Source organism: Micromonospora sp. DT229 (genome assembly GCF_049844505.1).
GTDB lineage: Bacteria > Actinomycetota > Actinomycetes > Mycobacteriales > Micromonosporaceae > Micromonospora.
The window spans coordinates 22,764-41,131 of record NZ_JBNCLD010000027.1; the positions used below are offsets into that span (position 1 = coordinate 22,764).

16 protein-coding genes and 1 pseudogene are annotated in these 18,368 nt (G+C 71.4%); 10 read left to right on the forward strand and 7 right to left on the reverse strand.

Annotated elements, in window-relative coordinates:
• Positions 1–468 (reverse strand): annotated as a pseudogene (locus tag ACLQ2T_RS27505) (hypothetical protein); the annotation flags it as partial.
• A 382-nt stretch (positions 469–850) separates the two neighbouring features.
• Here ACLQ2T_RS27505 and ACLQ2T_RS27510 point away from each other — a divergent pair.
• From ACLQ2T_RS27510 to ACLQ2T_RS27550, 9 genes are all read left to right on the forward strand, one after another.
• Positions 851–1,090 carry a hypothetical protein gene (locus tag ACLQ2T_RS27510; protein ID WP_425769261.1) on the forward strand — a complete coding sequence of 80 codons (240 nt, stop codon included), beginning with the start codon at positions 851–853 and terminating at the stop codon, positions 1,088–1,090.
• Positions 1,087–1,515, forward strand: coding sequence for a phage tail protein (locus ACLQ2T_RS27515; RefSeq protein WP_425769262.1), 429 nt, complete (start codon positions 1,087–1,089; stop codon positions 1,513–1,515). The genes ACLQ2T_RS27510 and ACLQ2T_RS27515 overlap by 4 nt, the downstream gene beginning before the upstream one ends.
• A gap of 41 nt (positions 1,516–1,556) precedes the next feature.
• On the forward strand, positions 1,557–2,324 hold the full coding sequence (locus ACLQ2T_RS27520; protein ID WP_425769263.1) for a peptidase M23: 768 nt from the start codon (positions 1,557–1,559) through the stop codon (positions 2,322–2,324).
• A gap of 5 nt (positions 2,325–2,329) precedes the next feature.
• Positions 2,330–4,147: a VgrG-related protein gene (locus tag ACLQ2T_RS27525; protein WP_425769264.1), complete on the forward strand. Its 1,818-nt coding sequence runs from the start codon at positions 2,330–2,332 to the stop codon at positions 4,145–4,147.
• Positions 4,148–4,178: 31 nt separating this feature from the next.
• Complete coding sequence (locus ACLQ2T_RS27530) at positions 4,179–4,523, forward strand: PAAR domain-containing protein (RefSeq protein ID WP_425769265.1); 345 nt, start codon at positions 4,179–4,181, stop codon at positions 4,521–4,523.
• A 5-nt stretch (positions 4,524–4,528) separates the two neighbouring features.
• Positions 4,529–4,951 carry a GPW/gp25 family protein gene (locus ACLQ2T_RS27535; protein ID WP_425769266.1) on the forward strand — a complete coding sequence of 141 codons (423 nt, stop codon included), beginning with the start codon at positions 4,529–4,531 and terminating at the stop codon, positions 4,949–4,951.
• Positions 4,951–6,900: a putative baseplate assembly protein gene (locus tag ACLQ2T_RS27540; protein ID WP_425769267.1), complete on the forward strand. Its 1,950-nt coding sequence runs from the start codon at positions 4,951–4,953 to the stop codon at positions 6,898–6,900. The genes ACLQ2T_RS27535 and ACLQ2T_RS27540 overlap by 1 nt, the downstream gene beginning before the upstream one ends.
• Before the next feature lie 32 nt (positions 6,901–6,932).
• Positions 6,933–7,511 (forward strand): phage tail protein, encoded by a 579-nt coding sequence (locus ACLQ2T_RS27545; RefSeq protein WP_425769268.1) that lies wholly within the window; start codon positions 6,933–6,935, stop codon positions 7,509–7,511.
• A gap of 232 nt (positions 7,512–7,743) precedes the next feature.
• Entirely contained in the window at positions 7,744–8,526 is a 783-nt protein-coding gene (locus ACLQ2T_RS27550) for an NADase-type glycan-binding domain-containing protein (RefSeq protein WP_425769269.1), read from the forward strand.
• Between the two features lie 15 nt (positions 8,527–8,541).
• Here the strand turns inward: ACLQ2T_RS27550 and ACLQ2T_RS27555 are convergent, their stop codons facing one another.
• The 3 genes from ACLQ2T_RS27555 to ACLQ2T_RS27565 form a co-directional block, all read right to left on the reverse strand.
• Positions 8,542–9,360, reverse strand: coding sequence for an AfsR/SARP family transcriptional regulator (locus ACLQ2T_RS27555; RefSeq protein ID WP_425769270.1), 819 nt, complete (start codon positions 9,358–9,360; stop codon positions 8,542–8,544).
• A 269-nt stretch (positions 9,361–9,629) separates the two neighbouring features.
• Positions 9,630–12,572 (reverse strand): helix-turn-helix transcriptional regulator, encoded by a 2,943-nt coding sequence (locus ACLQ2T_RS27560; RefSeq protein ID WP_425769271.1) that lies wholly within the window; start codon positions 12,570–12,572, stop codon positions 9,630–9,632.
• Between the two features lie 234 nt (positions 12,573–12,806).
• Entirely contained in the window at positions 12,807–14,264 is a 1,458-nt protein-coding gene (locus tag ACLQ2T_RS27565; RefSeq protein WP_425769272.1) for an SDR family NAD(P)-dependent oxidoreductase, read from the reverse strand.
• 172 nt (positions 14,265–14,436) lie between these two features.
• Between ACLQ2T_RS27565 and ACLQ2T_RS27570 the strand changes: the two genes are divergently transcribed.
• On the forward strand, positions 14,437–14,904 hold the full coding sequence (locus ACLQ2T_RS27570) for a hypothetical protein (RefSeq protein WP_425769273.1): 468 nt from the start codon (positions 14,437–14,439) through the stop codon (positions 14,902–14,904).
• 75 nt (positions 14,905–14,979) lie between these two features.
• Here the strand turns inward: ACLQ2T_RS27570 and ACLQ2T_RS27575 are convergent, their stop codons facing one another.
• From ACLQ2T_RS27575 to ACLQ2T_RS27585, 3 genes are all read right to left on the reverse strand, one after another.
• Complete coding sequence (locus tag ACLQ2T_RS27575) at positions 14,980–15,483, reverse strand: DUF2199 domain-containing protein (RefSeq protein ID WP_425769274.1); 504 nt, start codon at positions 15,481–15,483, stop codon at positions 14,980–14,982.
• A 57-nt stretch (positions 15,484–15,540) separates the two neighbouring features.
• Complete coding sequence (locus ACLQ2T_RS27580; RefSeq protein WP_425769275.1) at positions 15,541–17,601, reverse strand: NACHT domain-containing protein; 2,061 nt, start codon at positions 17,599–17,601, stop codon at positions 15,541–15,543.
• Positions 17,602–18,169: 568 nt separating this feature from the next.
• Entirely contained in the window at positions 18,170–18,304 is a 135-nt protein-coding gene (locus tag ACLQ2T_RS27585) for a sigma factor (RefSeq protein WP_425769284.1), read from the reverse strand.
• Positions 18,305–18,368: the final 64 nt, after the last annotated feature.

Consider the following 18,368-nt stretch of genomic DNA (forward strand, 5'->3'; position numbering starts at 1 on the left):
GGCGTCGGTCACCGCCCCGCCGCGTCCGGACCTTGCCCTGCCGCCTCCGCACAGCACCTCACCGGCGTCGGTCACCGCCCCGCCGCGTCCGGACCTTGCCCTGCCGCCTCCGCACAGCACCTCACCGGCGTCGGTCACCGTCCCGCCGACGGCGGACGCCGGGCCGACCGCGACGCGGGCAGGTCGAACGGCCCCGCCCCGGGGCGGGGCCGGGAGCGGATCGGCCGGCGGGCAACCGGACCTGGTTCCGTTGCTCGGCGGACGGCCCGGGCTGCCGATCCTGCGCCGGACCACCGCGATCCCGCCGGGACACCGCGCGGGTTCCGCGACGACGACGCCCGCCGGTCCGGCCGGACCGGCGGTGCCGATCCGCTGGAGCCGACCCCCCGGCAGCGGGTCGGACCCGTCGGCCGGCACCGCCACGACGACCGGCCGGACTCCGCCAACCAGCAGGGAGACACCCGCCATGATGGGTCCCGCAGCAGTTTCCTCCGGCGTCCAGACCCGGACCACCCCGGCCCTGCTCCCTCGGCCGACGCCCGCGCGACCACTCCGCCGGCACGTCGCCGGTCCGACGCGACCGGCGTCCGCCGTGCCCGTGCCGGTGCCTCCGCCGCCCGGTCCGGCCCTGGCTGCCGGGGCCCGGCCGGCGGCGGCCGGTGCCGTCGGGTCCGGAGTCGGCACAGGTCCTCGGAGTGCCGCCTCCTTCCGGACAGCCGACGCCGCGCTGCCGGTGCAGCGGGCCCCACGCGCCTCCACCGCCGGCAGCACGCCGACGCCGACGCCGACCCGGTCCGGACCGGTCGTCCAGAAGCGGTCGGCTACGGCCGCCCCACCGACCGCCGGCCGGGTGAGGACCACCGGAAGCACCGGTACGACGGCGGGTTCGGACCCCACGAGCGGTCGCCCGCGCGGCTCCTCGGGCCCGGGACGTGACGAGCGGGACAGCGCCGAACGGTTCCACCATCTGGACCGCCGGGCCCTGGACGAACTCGCCCACCGCCTCGTCGAACCGATCTCCCGGCTGCTGCGGGCCGAACTCCGGATGGGCCGGGAGCGGACCGGTCGATGGCTGGACGGTGCCCGATGACCGGTACCGATCCGGGCACCAGCGTCCACTTCCGACTCCGCATCGACGGAATCGACCTCGGCGACTGGAACTCGTGCGACGGGCTCGGCTGCGAGGTCGAGGTGGAGCAGCACCAGGAAGGCGGCAACAACGGCTTCGTCTGGCAACTGCCGTCCCGGGTGCGCTACACCAACGTCACCCTCACCCGGCCGCTGATTCCGGACACGGCCAAGGTGGCCCGCCTGCTCTCCACCCTGCCTCAGGGAGTCACCCGGGGCACCGCCCAGATCGCGGCACTGCGGCCCGACCGGGCACTGCTGGTGCAGTGGGGCCTGGCCGACGTCGTACTCGTGCGCTGGACCGGCCCGTCCTTCGGGCCCAGTCGCTCCGAGGCGGCGACGGAGAGCATCGAACTCGCGTACAACGGTTTCCTGGAGGTGGGCTAGGTGCCACGCCCAAGGCGCCGGACCGGCACGGCGGTGGCGTCATGACGAGACCGACCGGCAAGGTCTCCGCGTTCCTCCAGCGTTACCAGCCGCCACAGGGCGGCGGCAACCGGCCCGGCGGCCGGCTCGGCGGCCAGATCGTCTTCATGTTCAACCCGAACCAGTTGACCCTGACCAAGTCGGCGGCCTGGATCCCGCACGTGGTCCGCGGCGCGGAGCAGGTCGGGATTGCGGAGTTCAGCGGCTCGGAACCGCGCACCCTCTCCCTGACGGTGTTCCTCGACGTGACCGACACGCACGGCCGCACCGTGCAGCAACGGGTCGAGACCCTGCTGTCCTGCTGCACGCCGACCATGGCCAGCATCGCGGCCAAGGCGCCTTCGCCACCGTGGGTGAAGTTCACCTGGGGCCAGTTCCAGACCGTCTCGTTCTATTCGTACGTCAGCCAGGTCACCGCGACGTACACCCTGTTCAACAGCTCCGGTACCCCGCTGCGGGCGACCTGCGACCTGACCCTGACCGAGATCAGCGGCAGCAAGCCCGGTCAGAACCCCACCTCCGGCGGTCGCTCCGCCCGACGAATGCACCGGGTGGTCGACGGCGACTCGCTGCCGCTGCTCGCCCACCGGGAGTACGGCGACCCGACGGTGTGGCGGGTCATCGCGGAGGCGAACGACCTCGACGATCCGACCCGGCTCCGCCCCGGCACCGAGCTGCTGCTGCCCGCCGCCGACGAGTTCCCGCCCGTGCCGTCCCGCGACCTCGGCCCCCCGGTCGGGACGGTCGCCCCCACTGGCGAAGGTAGGTAGATCGCGTGTCCGAGGGGAACCTCACCAATCTGCTCAAGGTCGGCCTGCCGGTGGACGAGCTTCCCGATCCGTGGACGGACGAGTTGGTGTACGGCTCCGTCGACGACGGCGGCGGCGTACCGGCGGTGGCGACCCTGCGCTACCGGGACCCGGGATCCCTGCTGCTGGAGAAGACCGGGATCGAGATCGGCCGCAAGCTGACCGTGGCGGTGCGTGCCGGGGACGGTACCGGCGAGACGGCGCTGTTCACCGGAGAGGTGGTGACCGTCGAGACGGAGTTCGACGGCACCGGCACCTACACCACCGTCCGGGCCATGGATTTGTCGCACCGGCTCATGCGCGGTCGACGGGTCGCCAGCTACCGCAACCAGAAGGCTTCCGACCTAGCCAGAGACCTCGCCCGGTCCGCCGGTCTGCCGATCGGCCGGATAGATCCCACCACCGTCGTCTACGAGGTGGTGTCGCAACCGAACGTCAGCGACTGGGAGTTCCTCACCATGCTGGCGGCCGACAACGATGCCGAGGTGGCGGTGGTCGACGGCGAGTTCGAGTTCCGTCGACCCGTCCGCGCCGCCTCCGCCCCGGGCCCGCAGACGACCGCCGAGCGCAGTGACTTCGTTGCCGAGGTGGACGGGAACGTGCTCAACATGCGCGCCACCGTCACCTCGGTCGGCCAGTTCACCGATGTGGAGGTGCGGGGCTGGGATCGCCGGACCCGCGAGCCGGTGATCGGGCGCAGCCCGGTACGCGACAGCGACGAGCTGGCCATCCCGGTGACCGCCGGGGAGGTGGCGGCCCGGTTCGGTACGGCGGAGATGCTGGTCGCCGACGTCCCGTACGAAACCATGGCCGAGGTCGGTACGGTGTCCCGCGCCCTGGCCGCCCGGGTGGCGGCCGGCCTCGCCGAACTCGAGGTGACCGTCCGGGGCAACCCGCGGCTGCGGGCCGGCGTGCCGTTCGCGCTGACCGGGGTGGGGCAGCCGTTCGCCGGCAAGTACACCGTGACCACCAGCCGGCACGTGTTCGGTCCGGCGCGGTTCTACCAGACCTGGCTGACGGTCAGCGGCGGCCGGGACCGGTCGCTGTCCGGGCTGTCCGGCGGCGACCTGTCCCCGGCCCGGTCGGCCCGGATGCCGGGACTGGCCATCGGCGTGGTCACCGACGTCAACGCCGCGATGGACCGCAACCATCCGGAACGCCGGGACCGGGGCTGGGTCAAGCTGCGGTTCCCATGGCTGGACGACAAGTACGAGACTGACTGGGTTCGCACGGTGCAACTCGGCGGGTTCGGCGGCGGCGGGGTCTGCTGCCCCGAGGTCGGCGACGAGGTGCTGGTCGGATTCGAGCAGGGACTGCTCGACCGACCGTACGTGGTCGGTGGGCTCTACAACGGCCTCGACCAGCCGTCGCCGCACGACGTACCGCTGGTCGATCCGACGAGCGGGGCGGTGAACCGGCTCTCGTTCGCCTCCCGCCAGGGCCGGGCCGCCGGCCGCCGGAGCACCGGCAACTGGGTGGAGCTGCTCGACGGGCCCACCGTCAACACCCCGCAGGGGGTGCGGTTGCGCACCAACAGCGGCACCGACAACCTGCTGCTGCACCTGGACCGGGCCGGTACGTCGGTGGTGGTCCGGTCCGACGGCAGCGTGGCGATCGAGGCCAAGACCGAGGTCACCGTCGCGGGGACCCGGGGTGTGTCGGTCGAGTCGGGCGGACCGGTCTCGGTCAAGGGCCGGGGCGTGTCGGTGGACGCCGGAGCCGGCGAACTGAAACTCACCGGGGCCAGCGTCGCCGTCAGCGGCCGGGTCGTACGGATCAACTGAGATCACAGCCCCAAGAGCAAGGAGAGACGCGATGCCACCAGCAGCCCGGATCGGGGACAGGGTCGGCCACGGGGTGCCCACCGGTACCGTCGGACCGCCCGGCGCCGGCGCGCCGGTGCCGACCGTCGGACCCACGCTCGGCGTCTCCAGCGTGCTGATCGGCGGCCTGCCGGCCGCGGTGGTCGGCACGCTCTGCACGTGTCCGACCCCGCCGCCACACCTGGCCCTCGGCCCGGGCAACGTCGTGCTGCCCGGCCCGCCGTCGGTACGCGGACAGGTGCTGATCGGCGGCTTCCCCGCCGCCCGGATGGGCGACCGGACCACCTGCTCGGCGACGATCCTGACCGGCGCCGGCAGCGTTCTCATCGGAGGCTGAGCGAGGTGGCGGAGCAGTTCATCGGCGCCGGTTGGGCGTTCCCGCTCCGGTTGGACGCCGGCGGCGGCATCGCCCTGGTCAACCGGGAGCGGGAGATCATCGAGGCGATCCGGCTGATCCTCGGCACCGCCCCCGGCGAGCGGCCGATGCGTCCCGAGTTCGGCTGCGGGGTACACGACTACGTCTTCGCTCCGGCGGACGAGAACACCGCCGGGCAGATCGCCTTCGAGGTGCGGGCCGCGCTGGACCGCTGGGAGCCCCGGATCGAGGTCACCGACGTGCTCGTGGGCTTCGACGAGGTGCAGGTAGGCACCCTCTACATCGACATCCGGTACCTGGTCCGGGGCACCAACGATCCACGCAACCTGGTTTTCCCGTTCTACGTGATCCCGTCGCACGACGGGCCCGAGACGGAGGCGAGGAACTGATGGCCCTGCCCGCGCCGAACCTCGACGACCGCCGCTTCCAACACCTGGTCGACGACGCCAAGCGATTCATCCAGCAGCGCTGTCCGGAGTGGACGGACCACAACGTCTCCGACCCGGGCGTCACGCTGATCGAGGCGTTCGCCCAGATGACCGACGAGCTGCTGTACCGGTTGAACCGGGTGCCGGAGAAGAACTACCTCGCCTTCCTCGATCTGATCGGCGTCCGGCTCTTCCCGCCGACCGCCGCCCGGGCCGACCTGACGTTCTGGCTCGCCGCCCCGCAGGCCGAGGCGGTGCTGCTGCGGGCCGGCACCGAGGCCAGCACGGTCCGTACCGAGACGGAGGAGGCCATCGTCTTCGCCACCGCCGCCGACCTGGCGATCGTGCCGTGCGAGCTGGTCCACCTGCGCGTCCACCCCGCGGACGGGCCGGCGGCCGACCGTACCGACCAGGTGTGGGACGGCCGGGACGTCTCCTGCTTCGCCAGCCCGCCCGCGGTCGGCGACGCCCTGCTGCTCGGTCTGGATTCGGCGGTCCCGTCCTGCGCGGTGGTACTGCGCCTGGAGAGCCGCGTCCAGGGCATCGGTGTCGACCCCCGGCAGCCGCCGCTGCGCTGGGAGGCGTGGGACGGTGCCGGCTGGGTGGAGTGCGACGTGGACAGCGACTCCACCGGCGGACTCAACCGGCCCGGCGACGTGGTACTGCACGTGCCGGCCGGACACACCACCTCCACCGTCGGCGGCCAGCGGGCCGGCTGGCTGCGGTGCCGGCTGGTGGCAGCCGAGCCCGGCCAGCCGTTCTACTCGGCGTCGCCGACGATCCGGGCCGCGTCGGCTTTCACCATCGGCGGCACGGTCGCCGCGGTGCACGCCGAGACCGTGGTCGGCGAGTCCCTCGGCGAGTCCGAGGGGGTGCCGGGGCAACGCTTCCGGGTGCTCCGTCCGCCGGTGATCCCGGACGACGAGCCGTTCGTGGTCGAGGTCTCCGACGGCGCCGGCTGGCAGGAGTGGGTCGAGGTGGACGCGTTCGGCGGCACCGGTCCGGACGAGCGGTGCGTGACGGTGGACCGGACCACCGGCGAGGTGGCGTTCGGCCCGGCCGTCCGCGAACCCGACGGAACGCTCCGCCGGTACGGCGCGGTTCCGCGCAACGGCGCCCGGTTGCGGGTCCGCCGGTACCGCACCGGCGGCGGGCGACGCGGGAACGTGGCCCGAGGCGCGATCTCGATGCTGCGCAGCTCGGTGCCGTACGTGAGCCGGGTGGAGAACCGGGAGGGCGCCGCCGGCGGGGTGGACGGCGAGTCGGTACAGAGCGCCCGACAGCGGGGTCCGGTGCAGCTGCGGGCCCAGGACCGGGCGGTCACCGCGCGCGACTACGAGCTGATCGCCGGACAGGCGCTGCCGGCCGCGGCCCGGATCCGCTGCCTGGCCGCCGGGGACGGCGCCGAAGCCGGCGGGGTACGCGTCCTCGTCGTGCCCGAGGCGGTCGCGGACGCGGGTGAGCGACTGCGCTTCGAGCAGTTGATCCCGCCCGACGACATGCTGGCGACCGTCGCCGAGCATCTGGACGCCCGCCGACCCATCGGGGTACGCCTTGCCGTGGAGCCACCGTTCTATCAGGGCGTCACCGTGGCGGCCCGGTTGACCGCCCGGCCCGGGACGGCCGCCGAGCGGCTCCGGACCGCCGCGCTCGACGCGCTCTACGGCTACCTCAACCCGCTGCGTGGCGGGCCGGACGGGTCGGGCTGGCCGTTCGGCCGGCCGGTGCAGTCCGGCGAACTCTTCGGAGTGCTCCAGCATCTGCCCGGCGTCGCGTTGGTGGAGGAGGTGCTGCTCTTCACCGCCGACCCGGTCACCGGCCGGCGTGGTACGGCGACGTCCCGGGTGGCACTCGACCGGCATGCGTTGGTCTTCTCCTACGAGCACCAGGTCCGGGTGGAGGAACACTGAGACCGGCCCCGGCCGGAGAGAGGAGCGTGGCGATGCGTGGCGCGGTGCCGGGCCTCGGCACACCACATCCGTTCGGCAGCCGGCTGCCGACGATCTACGGCACCGACGAGCTGGCCGGACGGCTGCTCGCCGCCTTCGACGAGGTGCTGGCCCCGGTGCACTCGACGCTGGACAACCTCGCCGCCTACCTGGATCCCCAGCTGGCCCCGGCCGACTTCGTCGACTGGCTCGCCGGCTGGGTGGCGGCCGAGACGGCGCCGGGGTGGACGCTGCCGCAGCGTCGCGAGGCGGTCGACAGCGCGGTGGCGCTGCACCGGGTACGCGGCACGGCTCGGGGCCTGGCCGAGCAGGTACGGACGGTCTTCGGGGTGCGACCGGAGGTGACCGAGAACGGCGGTACTGTCTGGTCGTCGACCCCGGGCGGTCCGTTGCCGGGTACGGCGGTGTCCGCCCTGACGGTGACCGTGCGGGTGTCCGACCCCGACCTGGTTCCGCTGGCCCGGCTGCGGGCTCTGGTGGAGGCCAACCGACCCGCGCACGTACCGTGCGACGTCCGGGTGATCATCGAGGACGGCCGGGTGGCTGGGGGTGACGACGATGGAACGCTGTGACCGGTGCGCCCCGGCCGAACCCGGCGGCGCGTTCTGCGCGGTCTGCGGATCATTCCTGGAATGGGAACAGGCGGGGGATGCGCCGCCTCCGACGGCAGAAGCGGGAATCACGGCGGAAGCGGGAACCACGGCGGAAGCGGGAAGCACGGCGGAGACCGGGACCGCGCCGGACCGTCTGGCAGGCTCGGCCGTAGAGGCGGTCCAGCCTGCCCGGCCGCAGACCCGCCGACCCGTGGTGCGACAACGTCCGCCCGAGCCGGACGAGGGTTTCGGCGATGTCGTCTGCCCGGCCTGCGCGACCGGCAATGCACGGGACCGGAGGTTCTGCCGGCGGTGCGGCGCGGCCCTCGACACCGTCCGGCCCGGACCGGCGGCCCCGGTCTCCTGGTGGCGTCGGCTCTACCGGGCCCTGATCCGTAGGGCGCGGTGGCTGGTCCGGCCCCGCTCGGGCGGCTGGGGTGTGGTCCACCGGATCGGCACCCTGCTGCTCGCCGCCGCCCTGCTCGCCGGTCTCGGCTACGGCGTGGTCCGGCTCGGCGCCCGGTCCAGCGACGCCGTACGTGACCGGCTCGCCGATCCGGAGCCGGTGAGTCCGGTGTCGGTGCACGCGTCGAGCCAGGCGCGGAGCCACCCCGCGGAGTTGGTCGTGGACGGACTCAGCAACAGCTACTGGGCACCGGCGGGAAACGGCCCGGGGAGCGGCGAGTACGTGGAACTGACCTTCGGCACTCCGTTCCGGCTGCTCGACCTGATCGTCCATTCCGGTGTGTCGGCCCAGCGCGACGTGTTCCTGCGACAGGCCCGACCGGCGGAGCTGGAACTGACCGTCTTCACCGGTCAGGGCGGGTCGGAAACCACCACGTTGCGGCTTGCCGACCAGGCCGGTCCGCAGACCTTCCGCCAGGTCTTCCCTGACGTGGTGCGGATCCGGTTGACCGTCCGCCAGAGCTACGGCGCTGCCGCCGACCGTCGTACGGCGATCGCCGAGGTGGAGATCTTCCGCCGACCCTCCTGACGACGCGGGCCGCTCTCACGCGGCCCAGGCCGGTCCGGACACCCCGAGGGTCCGCAACACCCGGCCGTACGCGCTGCGGGTCCGCGCGGCCGCCGCCGCATCGCCGGCACGCTGGTGCGCCTCGGCCAGTACCCGCCAGGCGTCGTCACGGAATCCGTCGATCTCCAGTCCGCGCCGTGCCGCCGCGACCGCCGTCGCGAGGTGCCCCGCCTCCAGTTCGAGCGCGGCGAGCCTCGCCGCCGACTCCGCCGCCGACGTGCGGTAACGGTCGCGTTCGGCCACCACCCACTCGGCCGGACCATCCTCCGGCAGCAGGTCGCCCGCGTACTGGGCGAGGGCCTCCCGCAGGGCAGCCGCCTCGGCGGACCGCTGCCCCGTACCGACGGTCCGGCGCCAGGCCGCGACCCCCTCCTCGAAGGAGCGCACGTCGCAGAGCGCTGCGTGTGGCAGCGCCAGCCAGTAGGACTCGCCGTCACGCCGGACGAACGTGGACTCACCGCGCCGCACGCCGGGTTCGAGGAACGCCCGAAGCGTGGAGACGCCGACGTGCAGACTGCGGATGCCGGACCGGACCGGTAGCTCCGGCCAGAGCGCGGACAGGATGATCTCGCGGTGCACCGGCCTCCCGCTGTGGGCGGCCAGAAAGCGCAGCAGAGCCCGGGCCTTTGGCCGCACCCTCGTCCAGTCCAACTGCCGTCCGGGGATCGTCAACTGGAACCCGCCGAAACAGCGCACCACGAGCGACGGACCGGCGTACCCGGACAGCGGCCCGACCTCCGGTGTGGGTCGTTCGGCCACCCGGCTCCGGATCGTCTGGTGGATTGAATACCCCATCCTCGGAATCCTCCGTCCTGGCGTCGGTCGCTCTCGCGTAGACCCAGCCTGGCTCAGCGGACCGCCACGGACATCGGCTAGTTGACGTGAGCCGCTACAGGCCCCGGCGATAGCCGGATCCCGACCGCGATCACGCCCGCTGCCGGTCACCTCCAGCCACTCGGGCCAGTCGTGGAGCCGGCGTCGGCGACCTGACCGGTACCTGCCGGCAGAGTGCCCTGGCCTTAGGAGACCGGCCGGACCGCACGGTCCGGCGCGCCAACTCCACGTCAGATGACGGATGTCCCCGGCGGAGCCGTGCGCCGTGGCCCCCGACCGGCCGGTGGGGTGGGGGCGTCCGGCTCCAGGACCGGAGGCGGCCTGCGGTGCAACGCCTCACGGGCGATCTCCACCCGACTCCGTACGCCGAGCTTGCCCAGCACATGCGAGATGTGGGTCTGCACGGTACGCCGGGAGAGATACAGCTTTCGGGCGATGTCTGGCGTGGACCTTCCTTCGGCGACCAGGGCGGCCACCCGGGTCTCGGTCGGGGTGAGTGCCTCCCAGCCGCGCTGGGCGCGGGCCGGCCGGGGGCCACGGACACCCCGACGGACGCCGGCGCGCCGTAGTCGTCCCTCGGCCCGACGGATGTCCCAGAGCGCACCGAGGGCGTCGTACCGATCGACCGCCTCACCCAGCAGCGTCCTCGCCTCCGCCTGCTGGCCGCCCTCGGCGAGCACCGCGGCCAGGTCCTCCAGCGTCCCGGTCAACTCCACCGGTGAACCGACCGACCGGTAGTACGCGACCGCGTCGCGCAGCGGCGCCGGATCCGCGTCGAGCAGGCCCTGACACCGGCGCACCGCCGCAGCGGCCCGACCCGACGGGGACTCCGCCGCAGCCTCCGCCTGGCAGGCCTGCAACGCCGCCCGCGCCGCCGGCCGGTCGCCCACCGCCATCCCGAGTCGCACCAGCTCGGGCATCCACTGGTGGAGCAGGGTCATTTCGCCGGGTGCGCGTTCCAGGAGTGCCGACAGCAGCGACAGCGCCCGCGCCGGTTCCCCCTCCTGCTCGGCGGCGAGCGCGCGGGCAGCGAGCAGGAAGTCACGGTTTTCCCGATCGGCGACGGTCCGGACGGGCAGCGCGAGACCCGCCCGGAGGTGCTCGGCCGCAGTGCCGTTGTCGCCACGACGCCCGGCGATGAACGCGGCGACACCGTGCCAGAGCAACGCCGGTCCTCGCTCACGGAGCCCGGAGTAGGTGATGCCGGTGCTGTCGCGGTCGATGGTGTCGAGTTCGGCCAGGGCGTCGTCCCACCGACCGAGCCAGTACAGCAACACGGCTGCGGTGAGCGGCGAGACGCCCTGACCGGATCCGGCGGCCCGCTGGCTGAGGTCGCGGGCGCGGCGCAGCGTCGCCTCCGCGTCCGGCCACCGGTCGAGGTTCTGCAGGCTGAAGATCCGGCCGTCGAAGGCGAAGGTGCGCAGGTCGGTGTGCTCCGGTGCGTCGCCCAGCACCATCAGCGCCCGGTCGACGTAGCCGAGGGCGGCGTCGTGGTCACGCCGGATCGAGTGCGTCAGCCACAGGTCGGTCAACGCGTAGGCGATGGCGAACGCGTCCCCGGCCTCCTCTCCCACCCGCAGCGCCTGACGTGCGGTGCCGTCGGCGGTGTCCAACTCGCCGGTGCTGGCCCGCTCGAACATCGACAGTGAGGCCAGCAGGCGGGCCCGCCAGACCGCCGGCACGTCCGGGCGGCCGAGCGCGCTTCGGACGACGTCCACGGCCTCTGTGTTGCGGCCCTGGTGGAACAGCGTGCGGGCCAGTATCGAGGACATCTCGACCTGGTGTTCCGGCTGGGTCGCCAGGGCGAGCGCCTGCCGGGCCCGGTCGGCGGCCTCCGGATGGCGTCCGACGCCGAGCAGTACCCGGGCGAGTTCGACAGTCAGGGCGACCCGGTCGGTCCGGTCGAGTTGGCTCGCCTCCAGTTCCCGCTGCAGGAGTTCCATCGCGATGTCCGGGGCCCTCGCGGCCAGTGCCGGCGCCGCCTCGACCAGCCAGGTACGTGTCCACCCGTCTCCCGGCCGACCGGCCGCCAGTAGTTGTTGGGCCACCCGCAGCGGTTCGGCGCCTGCGGACACCAGGGCCTTCGCCGCCTCGCAGTGCAGCGCCGCCCGCAGCGCGGCCGGCACACTGTCGTAGAGGGCCTGACGGATCAACGGATGCCGGAAGGCGAGCTGGTCGCCGACGCCGACGACGATGCCGGCGGCGACCGCGTCCTGCAGGCCCTCTGCCAGGTCGCTGGCCGTACGGCGCAGCAGCGCGGCAAGGTCGGTGACCGCGAACTCACCGCCGAGCAGGGACGCGGTGCGCAGCATCTGGGCGGTCGACACCGACACCACACTGAGCCGGTCGCTCAGCGCGGCCGTGAAGGAGGCCGGAACCCGTTTGAACGCGTCGTCGGAGAGTTCGCCGTCGGCCAGCGCGGCGCCGACCGGCTGCTCCCGAGCCAGTGCGTCGAGCAGTTCACGCAGGTACAGCGGATTACCCATGGCCCGCCCGAGCAGGCGGTTGAGCGCGGGTTTCGGCGGCGCCCCGAGCATTCCGGTGACCAGCGTACGGACGTCGTCCGCGTCGAGCGCGCCGACCGGAAGCAGGGTGCCGCCCCGGCGTAGCGTCGCCGCCCGCAACGTCTGCACGTCCTGACGGGCCGGCACCGGACGGGTAGCGCTGACCAGCAGGAGCGGAAGTTCCTCGGCGGCGAGGGCCAGCCGGTGCCACAGCATCAGCGACGCCTCGTCCGCCCATTGCAGATCGTCGAGGACCAGCACGGTGGGCGTGTCGGTGGAGAGCTCGTCGACCAGTGACACGAGCATCTCTGTGGCGGTGTAGACGACGTCGTCCGCGGCGAACAGCCCTGGTCGATGGTCCTGCAGGAACTCGGCGATCCGCGCCCGGCGGGGGTCCGGCGAGCGCGGTCGCACCTGGAGGCAGTCCAGCATCACCCGCAGCGGAAAGCGGTGGGACAACTGGTCTGCGGTGCCCCACAACAGCTCGCTGGGCCGAAGTCCGCCGCTGGTGAGGCCGGTGGCCACCAGGGTGGACTTGCCGATGCCGGCCTCACCCTCCACCCAGAGCACCGACCCCCGGCCCTGACGGTTGGCCTCGACGGCCGTGCGCAGTGCCGCCAGTTCCTTCTCCCGGCCGGCCCAGACGGTGGGCAGCTCAACTGGGAACATGACGGCGACACGCGTCCGAAATGGGAAAAGGGGCGACCATCACGGGCATATGCTAGCCGATGGCTTCGGACCATCCATCAACGGCTACTGATGTAAAAATGTAACAAGTAATAATTCCGGGCTCGACCACTTTCTAAGCCCGATCACAGGATTCACCGGTGCTCAAGCGTTGTGTGCTGTGCTGTCGGCGTGGCGGCCAGGCGGCTTGGACGACGCGGCGGGTGGGTGAGCTGATCACCAGGGGCTGGGTGCGTAGTCCTTGAGGAAGCAGCCGTACAGGTCTTCGCCCTGTTCGCCTCGAACGATCGGGTCGTAGACCCGGGCCGCGCCGTCGACCAGGTCCAGCGGGGCGTGGAAGCCGGCGTCCGCGAGCCGCATCTTCGTCGGGTGGGGCCGTTCGTCGGTGATCCATCCGGTATCGACGCTGGTCATGAGGATGCCGTCGGTCAGCATCTCCTGGGCACTGGTGCGGGTCAGCATGTTCAACGCAGCCTTGGCCATGTTGGTGTGCGGGTGTCCCGGCCCCTTGTAGCCGCGGGCGAACTGGCCCTCCATCGCCGACACGTTCACCACGTACTTGCGGCGGGCGGTCGCTGCGGCCATCGCCGGTCGCAGCCGGCTGACCAGCACGAATGGCGCGGTCACGTTGCACAGCTGCACTTCGAGCAACTCGACCGGGTCCACCTCGTGCACCCGCTGCACCCAACTGTTGACCGGAGCGAGGTCCGGCACCAGGCCGCCGGCGTCGATGGCGGTGGCTGCCGCGATCCGTTCCAGGGACGCGGAGCCGCTGGTCAGCGCGAGCGCGGTCAGCGCCTGCGGGGTGATCGCCGCCTGCGGACCAGCGGTCAGACTGCCGGCCGCTCCGCTGTGACCGGCCGGTTTGGCGAAAGTGATCATCTCCGGCAGTGGGCCGTCCGGCAGGGCGGCGGCCTCTGCGGCGACGAGGTGCGCGTACGCCTCGGGGGAGCGGCGGACGGTCTGCGCCGCGTTGTTGATCAGAATGTCGAGCGGTCCCTGGTCACTGACCGAGTCGGCGAGGGCGATCACCTGGGCCGGGTCGCGCAGGTCGATCCCGACGACCCGGAGGCGGTGCAGCCAATCCGCGCTGTCGGGCATCGCGGCGAATCGGCGGACCGCGTCGTGCGGAAACCGGGTGGTCACCGTGGTGTGCGCGCCGTCGCGGAGCAGCCGCAGCGCGATGTACATGCCGATCTTCGCTCGGCCGCCGGTGAGCAGCGCACGCCGGCCGGTCAGGTCGGTGCGCGCGTTGCGGCGCTCCCGGTTGAGCGCGGCGCAGGGCGGGCAGAGTTGGTGATAGAAGGCGTCCACCTCGCGGTAGCGCTGCTTGCAGATGTAGCAGCCACGCGGGTTGTGCAGGACACCGGCCGTGGCGCCGGGGGTGGGGGAGGCTAGCGGGATGCCCTGCGTCTCGTCGTCGATCCGCCCCGGAGCGCCGGTGGCAGTGGCGGCCGTCACCGCCTGGTCGGCCGCGAGGATGGCGTCCCGCCGTTCCGTGCGGCGCCGTTGCTTGATCATTTTGTAGAGCTTCGCGGTGGCTCGTTGCACCCGCACCACGTCGGGATGATCCGGAGGCAGCTCCTCCAACGCCTCAAAGACGCTGAGACAGGTCTCCAGCTGACTGCGGTCAATGCCGCTGTGCCCGTTTTCGGTAGTGATGTCTGCCGTCATGCTGTCGCTGTCTCATCCGTTCCTGCGCCGGAACTACCCGGCCCACCCCAAGTCCGACCAGGAACTGTACGCAACGCTTCGCCTTCGACGCATGCCGCGTCGGCTCAGCAGCCCGGAGGACCGCCGGAGCAATGCTTGATCAAGCGCGACGCGGTCGGGCATGTTGGGGACCGTGAGCGACGGGTACATCCGCTTGATCCCGACCGACCGGCAGTGGCAGCCCACGCCCGAGTGCGCCGCGGCAGCCACAGCGTACGTAGTTCGGCTCTTCTCCGGCCCCGAGGACGACGTCGAGCAAGTCGAGTACGAGTTCTACGACCAGGTCACCCTGATCAACGCCGGTGGGAACACCACCCGGATCTCCTGCTCGAACTGCGATGGCGACCTCGACGTGGAATGGTTCCACGACCTGATCGAGGAGAACGGTGAAAGTCTCGCCGGCACGGAGGTCTCGGTGCCCTGCTGCGGCGTGCACGTCTGCCTGGACTCGCTACGCTACGACTGGCCGGTCGGGTTCGCCCGATTCGAGGTGAGCGCCATGAATCCGACGCGTGCCCAGTACGAACTCGACGCCGAGGAACTCGCCGACGTCGCCGCACTTCTCGGTCACCCTGTCGCCCAGATCATCGCTCATTACTGACGCAGGGGCGCCGCACACCATCCGATCCATGCCTGACCCCGCGCGTCGACGGAGTAAGAACGGACGTCGGCATACCTAGGGGTGCAGGAGCAGTTCGGCCATCTCCTGCACCCGGGCCACCGTGATGCCGGTGCGCTGTTCCACGGCCAGTGGATGATCAGTGGGTTCGAGCACCACGTGCGGCCGGGTGCCGACCGGCTCGGTGTGCACCTCAGTCTTGAGATTCAGCGTCTGCACCGGGTAGACCGGAAGTTCGGTGGACAACCAGCCGAAGTACGCCGGCTCCTGCTCTCGGCCTGGCGTCGTCCACAAGTCCATGGTGCGACTGAAGTTGTCCCTGCTCAGCGACACCCAGACACCCCAGTCGAAGTCCTGGTCGGCGTCGAGGACGGGAATGACCAGCCGCGCCCGGACGAAGTAGTGCCGCGCGTCGATGACGCATGTCTCGTCCTCCAGAACGCTGCGCTCGTCGCCGTCGAACTCGTCACGCCAGTACGCCGGTGCCGACGCACCGTAGGAGAAGGCGAGCCCGTCATGGCGCTGTCCGCAGCCCCGGCACACAAATCCATGGTCGATCACGGCATGACGGTACCGCCGCCCTCGACAGCCGATCGCCAGCCATCCACCCGGCAATCCTCAATCATTGCGCGTACGCAGAAAGTCCTGGAGCCTGCTGTGCCGGAACTCGTACACCGGCCCGGTCTGGCGCAGCACTTTCCGTCGATGAGCGTCGGCAAGGAAGCGCATCAGCCGCCAGGGCAGCGCCCCGATCAATGCCAGCCGCGTGTGGGTCAGCCAGAACCAGCCCCACGCGGTAAAAGTCAGGGTGTAGCCGAGCCATGCCACGGCCCCGACCGCAATACCGATCACGACGGCGACGACGTTCACCGCCTGTTCCATTGGTCTCTGACTCAGATCGACCCCGAGGTACATTCCCGCTACCCCGCCCACCACCAGGTGCGGCGGCAACGCCAGCAGCGCTGCGAACCGATCCTGCCGTAGGACCGAAATCGGGCTGGCCGTCCGTTCGACGGGCGCCGGAGCGCTGAGCCAGCGGTACAGAGCCGCCAACAGCACGGCGCTGACCGCACCGGCTCCGGCCAGACCGAAGTATGCGACGAGGATGATCCCGGCGTCCCAGGAGCCGTAGGCGAAGAAGACCCCGACAGCAGCCAAGGTGCCGTAACCGAGACCAAGCCACAACCTGTCAAGAACCTCCGGCTGATGCAGGAACGGGCCGTCCCCCGGCCCGCGCTTGGCGAACGTCCATGCCAGCCGACGCGGTTGTGGCGCTGTTACGCGGCGACGACCCACTCCGTCACGCTCCACAACCAGGCTGGTCGATACGTAAGCCATGCCGAGAAGGGAGAACGCAGCCACCACGATGATCCTGCGCCACCCCGCATCAGGCGGGAGCGTCACCATCGAGCCGATCCAGCCCCCGAACAGTCCTCCTGAAATGGCCAACAGGCACCCTGGTTGAAGCACAGACACCGCCGAGTGGAGTTTCCACCACACGAACTCGCGGCCGTCTCCCATCAGGTCGGCCAGGGTGGCCAGGTACTGACGGGCGCGGTCGCTACCCGGGCCGTACACGCGCAGCAGGAACGCGTCGAGCAGGTGCCGCTCGACGCCGTCCCGGTCGGGGAAGCCCAGCAGTTCGGCGGGGTCGGCGCCGGCCGGCGAGTAGACAGCGTGTGCCATGTTCGCCATCAACGGGGTGGACAACGCGGCGGCCAGCGAACCGTTCGGCTTCGCCCGAATGTGGTCGAGAACGGCCCGCCAGTGCCGATCCCCACGGGGACGTCTGCGATTGAGATAACGCTCCAGTTCGGCCTGACCGACAGGTTCGAGGCACCACACGGACGCGTCGGCGACCAGGAGCGCCTCCGCTGCGACCAGGGTGTCGTACTCCTGCTTGCGGCAGGTCAGCACCAGTGGGCGGTCGTTCACCGCGGTAGCGCTGATCTTCTCCAGGGCGTACGCCCGCAGTTGTGGGGTTATCTCGTCGAGCCCGTCGAGGATCGGCATGACCTGCCCGCGCTCCAACAGGTCGCGGGCGCTGGTGCTGCTGAGGAAGGGATAGTTCTCGGCCAGTCGGCGAGCCAGCCAGGAGTCCAGTTCCTCGGCGCTGGGATCCCATCCCGCAAGGCCCATGAGAACCGGCACCGGACCGTCCCGCGGCTCCCTGGCGAGTTCGAGGACCAACCTGACCGCGACGACGGTCTTGCCGGCGCCGGCGGATCCGAGCAGCACGAGGCGTCGATGGGGCAGCAGCCAGAAGGCCTCGGCAAGGGTTCTGCGTGGAGGTCGGATCTGGTCGGACTTCCGACGGCCGGACGTACGTGTGGTGTCGTGGGCCGTCAGGGGCTTCCAGGTGACCTCCAGCCGATCGTCGAGATCCAGGCGCCTGGCCTCTGCCGACCATTGCTTGGTCACCGCGCCGGCCAACAGGTCGAGAACCTCGGCCCGTGAGGTGCGAGTTCTGCTCGATGACCAGATTGCTACGAGTAGAGCCGGCGGAGCCAGTACGAGCGCGACTATGTTGGCGTACCCGGCCAGGCGTGCCACCTCGTCATCATCGCCGCTGGCAAACGCCTTCAGCAGTAGCCCGACTGCATAGAGCATGATCGCTATGGACAGCGGAACCAGGGTGAGGCTTCTGAGTCGTCGCCATCTGGCAGGTCCCCAGTCCATGACGGGCATCATGCCACCGCCGCGCTCCACTCCCGGTGCCCTGCAAGGGCGGATCAGTCTGCCCTTGCGCCGAATATAGCTATAGCGGCGTTTCGCGGAACTTCATGGCATCCGCGAGACCGTATCGGTCTTGTTCATCTTGTCCGCACGCTCCTGGTAGAAGTGCGATATGCCCCCACGAGGTGCTACCTCACTCGCGCACGAGTGCAGATTCCGACCGTGATGAGCACCCCCGCCGAGGTCGACCGTCTGCTCACCGCCGCCGACGAGATGACCGCGCGAGTCGGTCTCGGCCCGGACACCCGTACGGCCGTCGAGCGGGCCGTTGCCGCGGCCCGTCGTCTCGGCGATCCGGGGCGTCTGCTGCACCTGGACCCCGCCCGCGTAACTCCCAGACGGCCGAGCTGGCCGCGCGCTGCGCCACGGGAAGGCGTAGCAGGGCTGCCCGCATGGTCAACCGCAGGTCGGCATGACCGCTGTCGTGGTTGTCCGCGCTCGACCGGTGAGCCGACCAGCGTCTCCCGTAGCCGTCCACGGCGTCGCCACCAGCTGACCCGTTCGCGGTACATCACCGCGCGCACGTACCCCTCGGGGTCTCGTGCCGGATCGTCGGCCATTTGGCGTACGTCTTGGCCAACGCCGACTGCACCAGATCCTCGGCGGCATGCTGGTCCCCGGTGAGCAGGTAGGCCGCCCTGATCAGGGCGTCGGTCCGGTCCTGCGGAACTCGCCGAACCTGGCTCTCGCCTCGTCGTCCAACCTGTGCT

Excerpts from the sequence above, each read along its gene's own strand:
- ACLQ2T_RS27515 (WP_425769262.1), top strand. The coding sequence starts at position 1,087 with ATGACCGGTACCGATCCGGGCACCAGCGTCCACTTCCGACTCCGCATC.
- ACLQ2T_RS27520 (WP_425769263.1), top strand. The coding sequence starts at position 1,557 with ATGACGAGACCGACCGGCAAGGTCTCCGCGTTCCTCCAGCGTTACCAG.
- ACLQ2T_RS27530 (WP_425769265.1), top strand. The coding sequence starts at position 4,179 with ATGCCACCAGCAGCCCGGATCGGGGACAGGGTCGGCCACGGGGTGCCC.
- ACLQ2T_RS27540 (WP_425769267.1), top strand. The coding sequence starts at position 4,951 with ATGGCCCTGCCCGCGCCGAACCTCGACGACCGCCGCTTCCAACACCTG.
- ACLQ2T_RS27545 (WP_425769268.1), top strand. The coding sequence starts at position 6,933 with ATGCGTGGCGCGGTGCCGGGCCTCGGCACACCACATCCGTTCGGCAGC.
- ACLQ2T_RS27555 (WP_425769270.1), bottom strand. The coding sequence starts at position 9,360 with ATGGGGTATTCAATCCACCAGACGATCCGGAGCCGGGTGGCCGAACGA.
- ACLQ2T_RS27560 (WP_425769271.1), bottom strand. The coding sequence starts at position 12,572 with ATGTTCCCAGTTGAGCTGCCCACCGTCTGGGCCGGCCGGGAGAAGGAA.
- ACLQ2T_RS27565 (WP_425769272.1), bottom strand. The coding sequence starts at position 14,264 with ATGACGGCAGACATCACTACCGAAAACGGGCACAGCGGCATTGACCGC.
- ACLQ2T_RS27580 (WP_425769275.1), bottom strand. The coding sequence starts at position 17,601 with ATGGACTGGGGACCTGCCAGATGGCGACGACTCAGAAGCCTCACCCTG.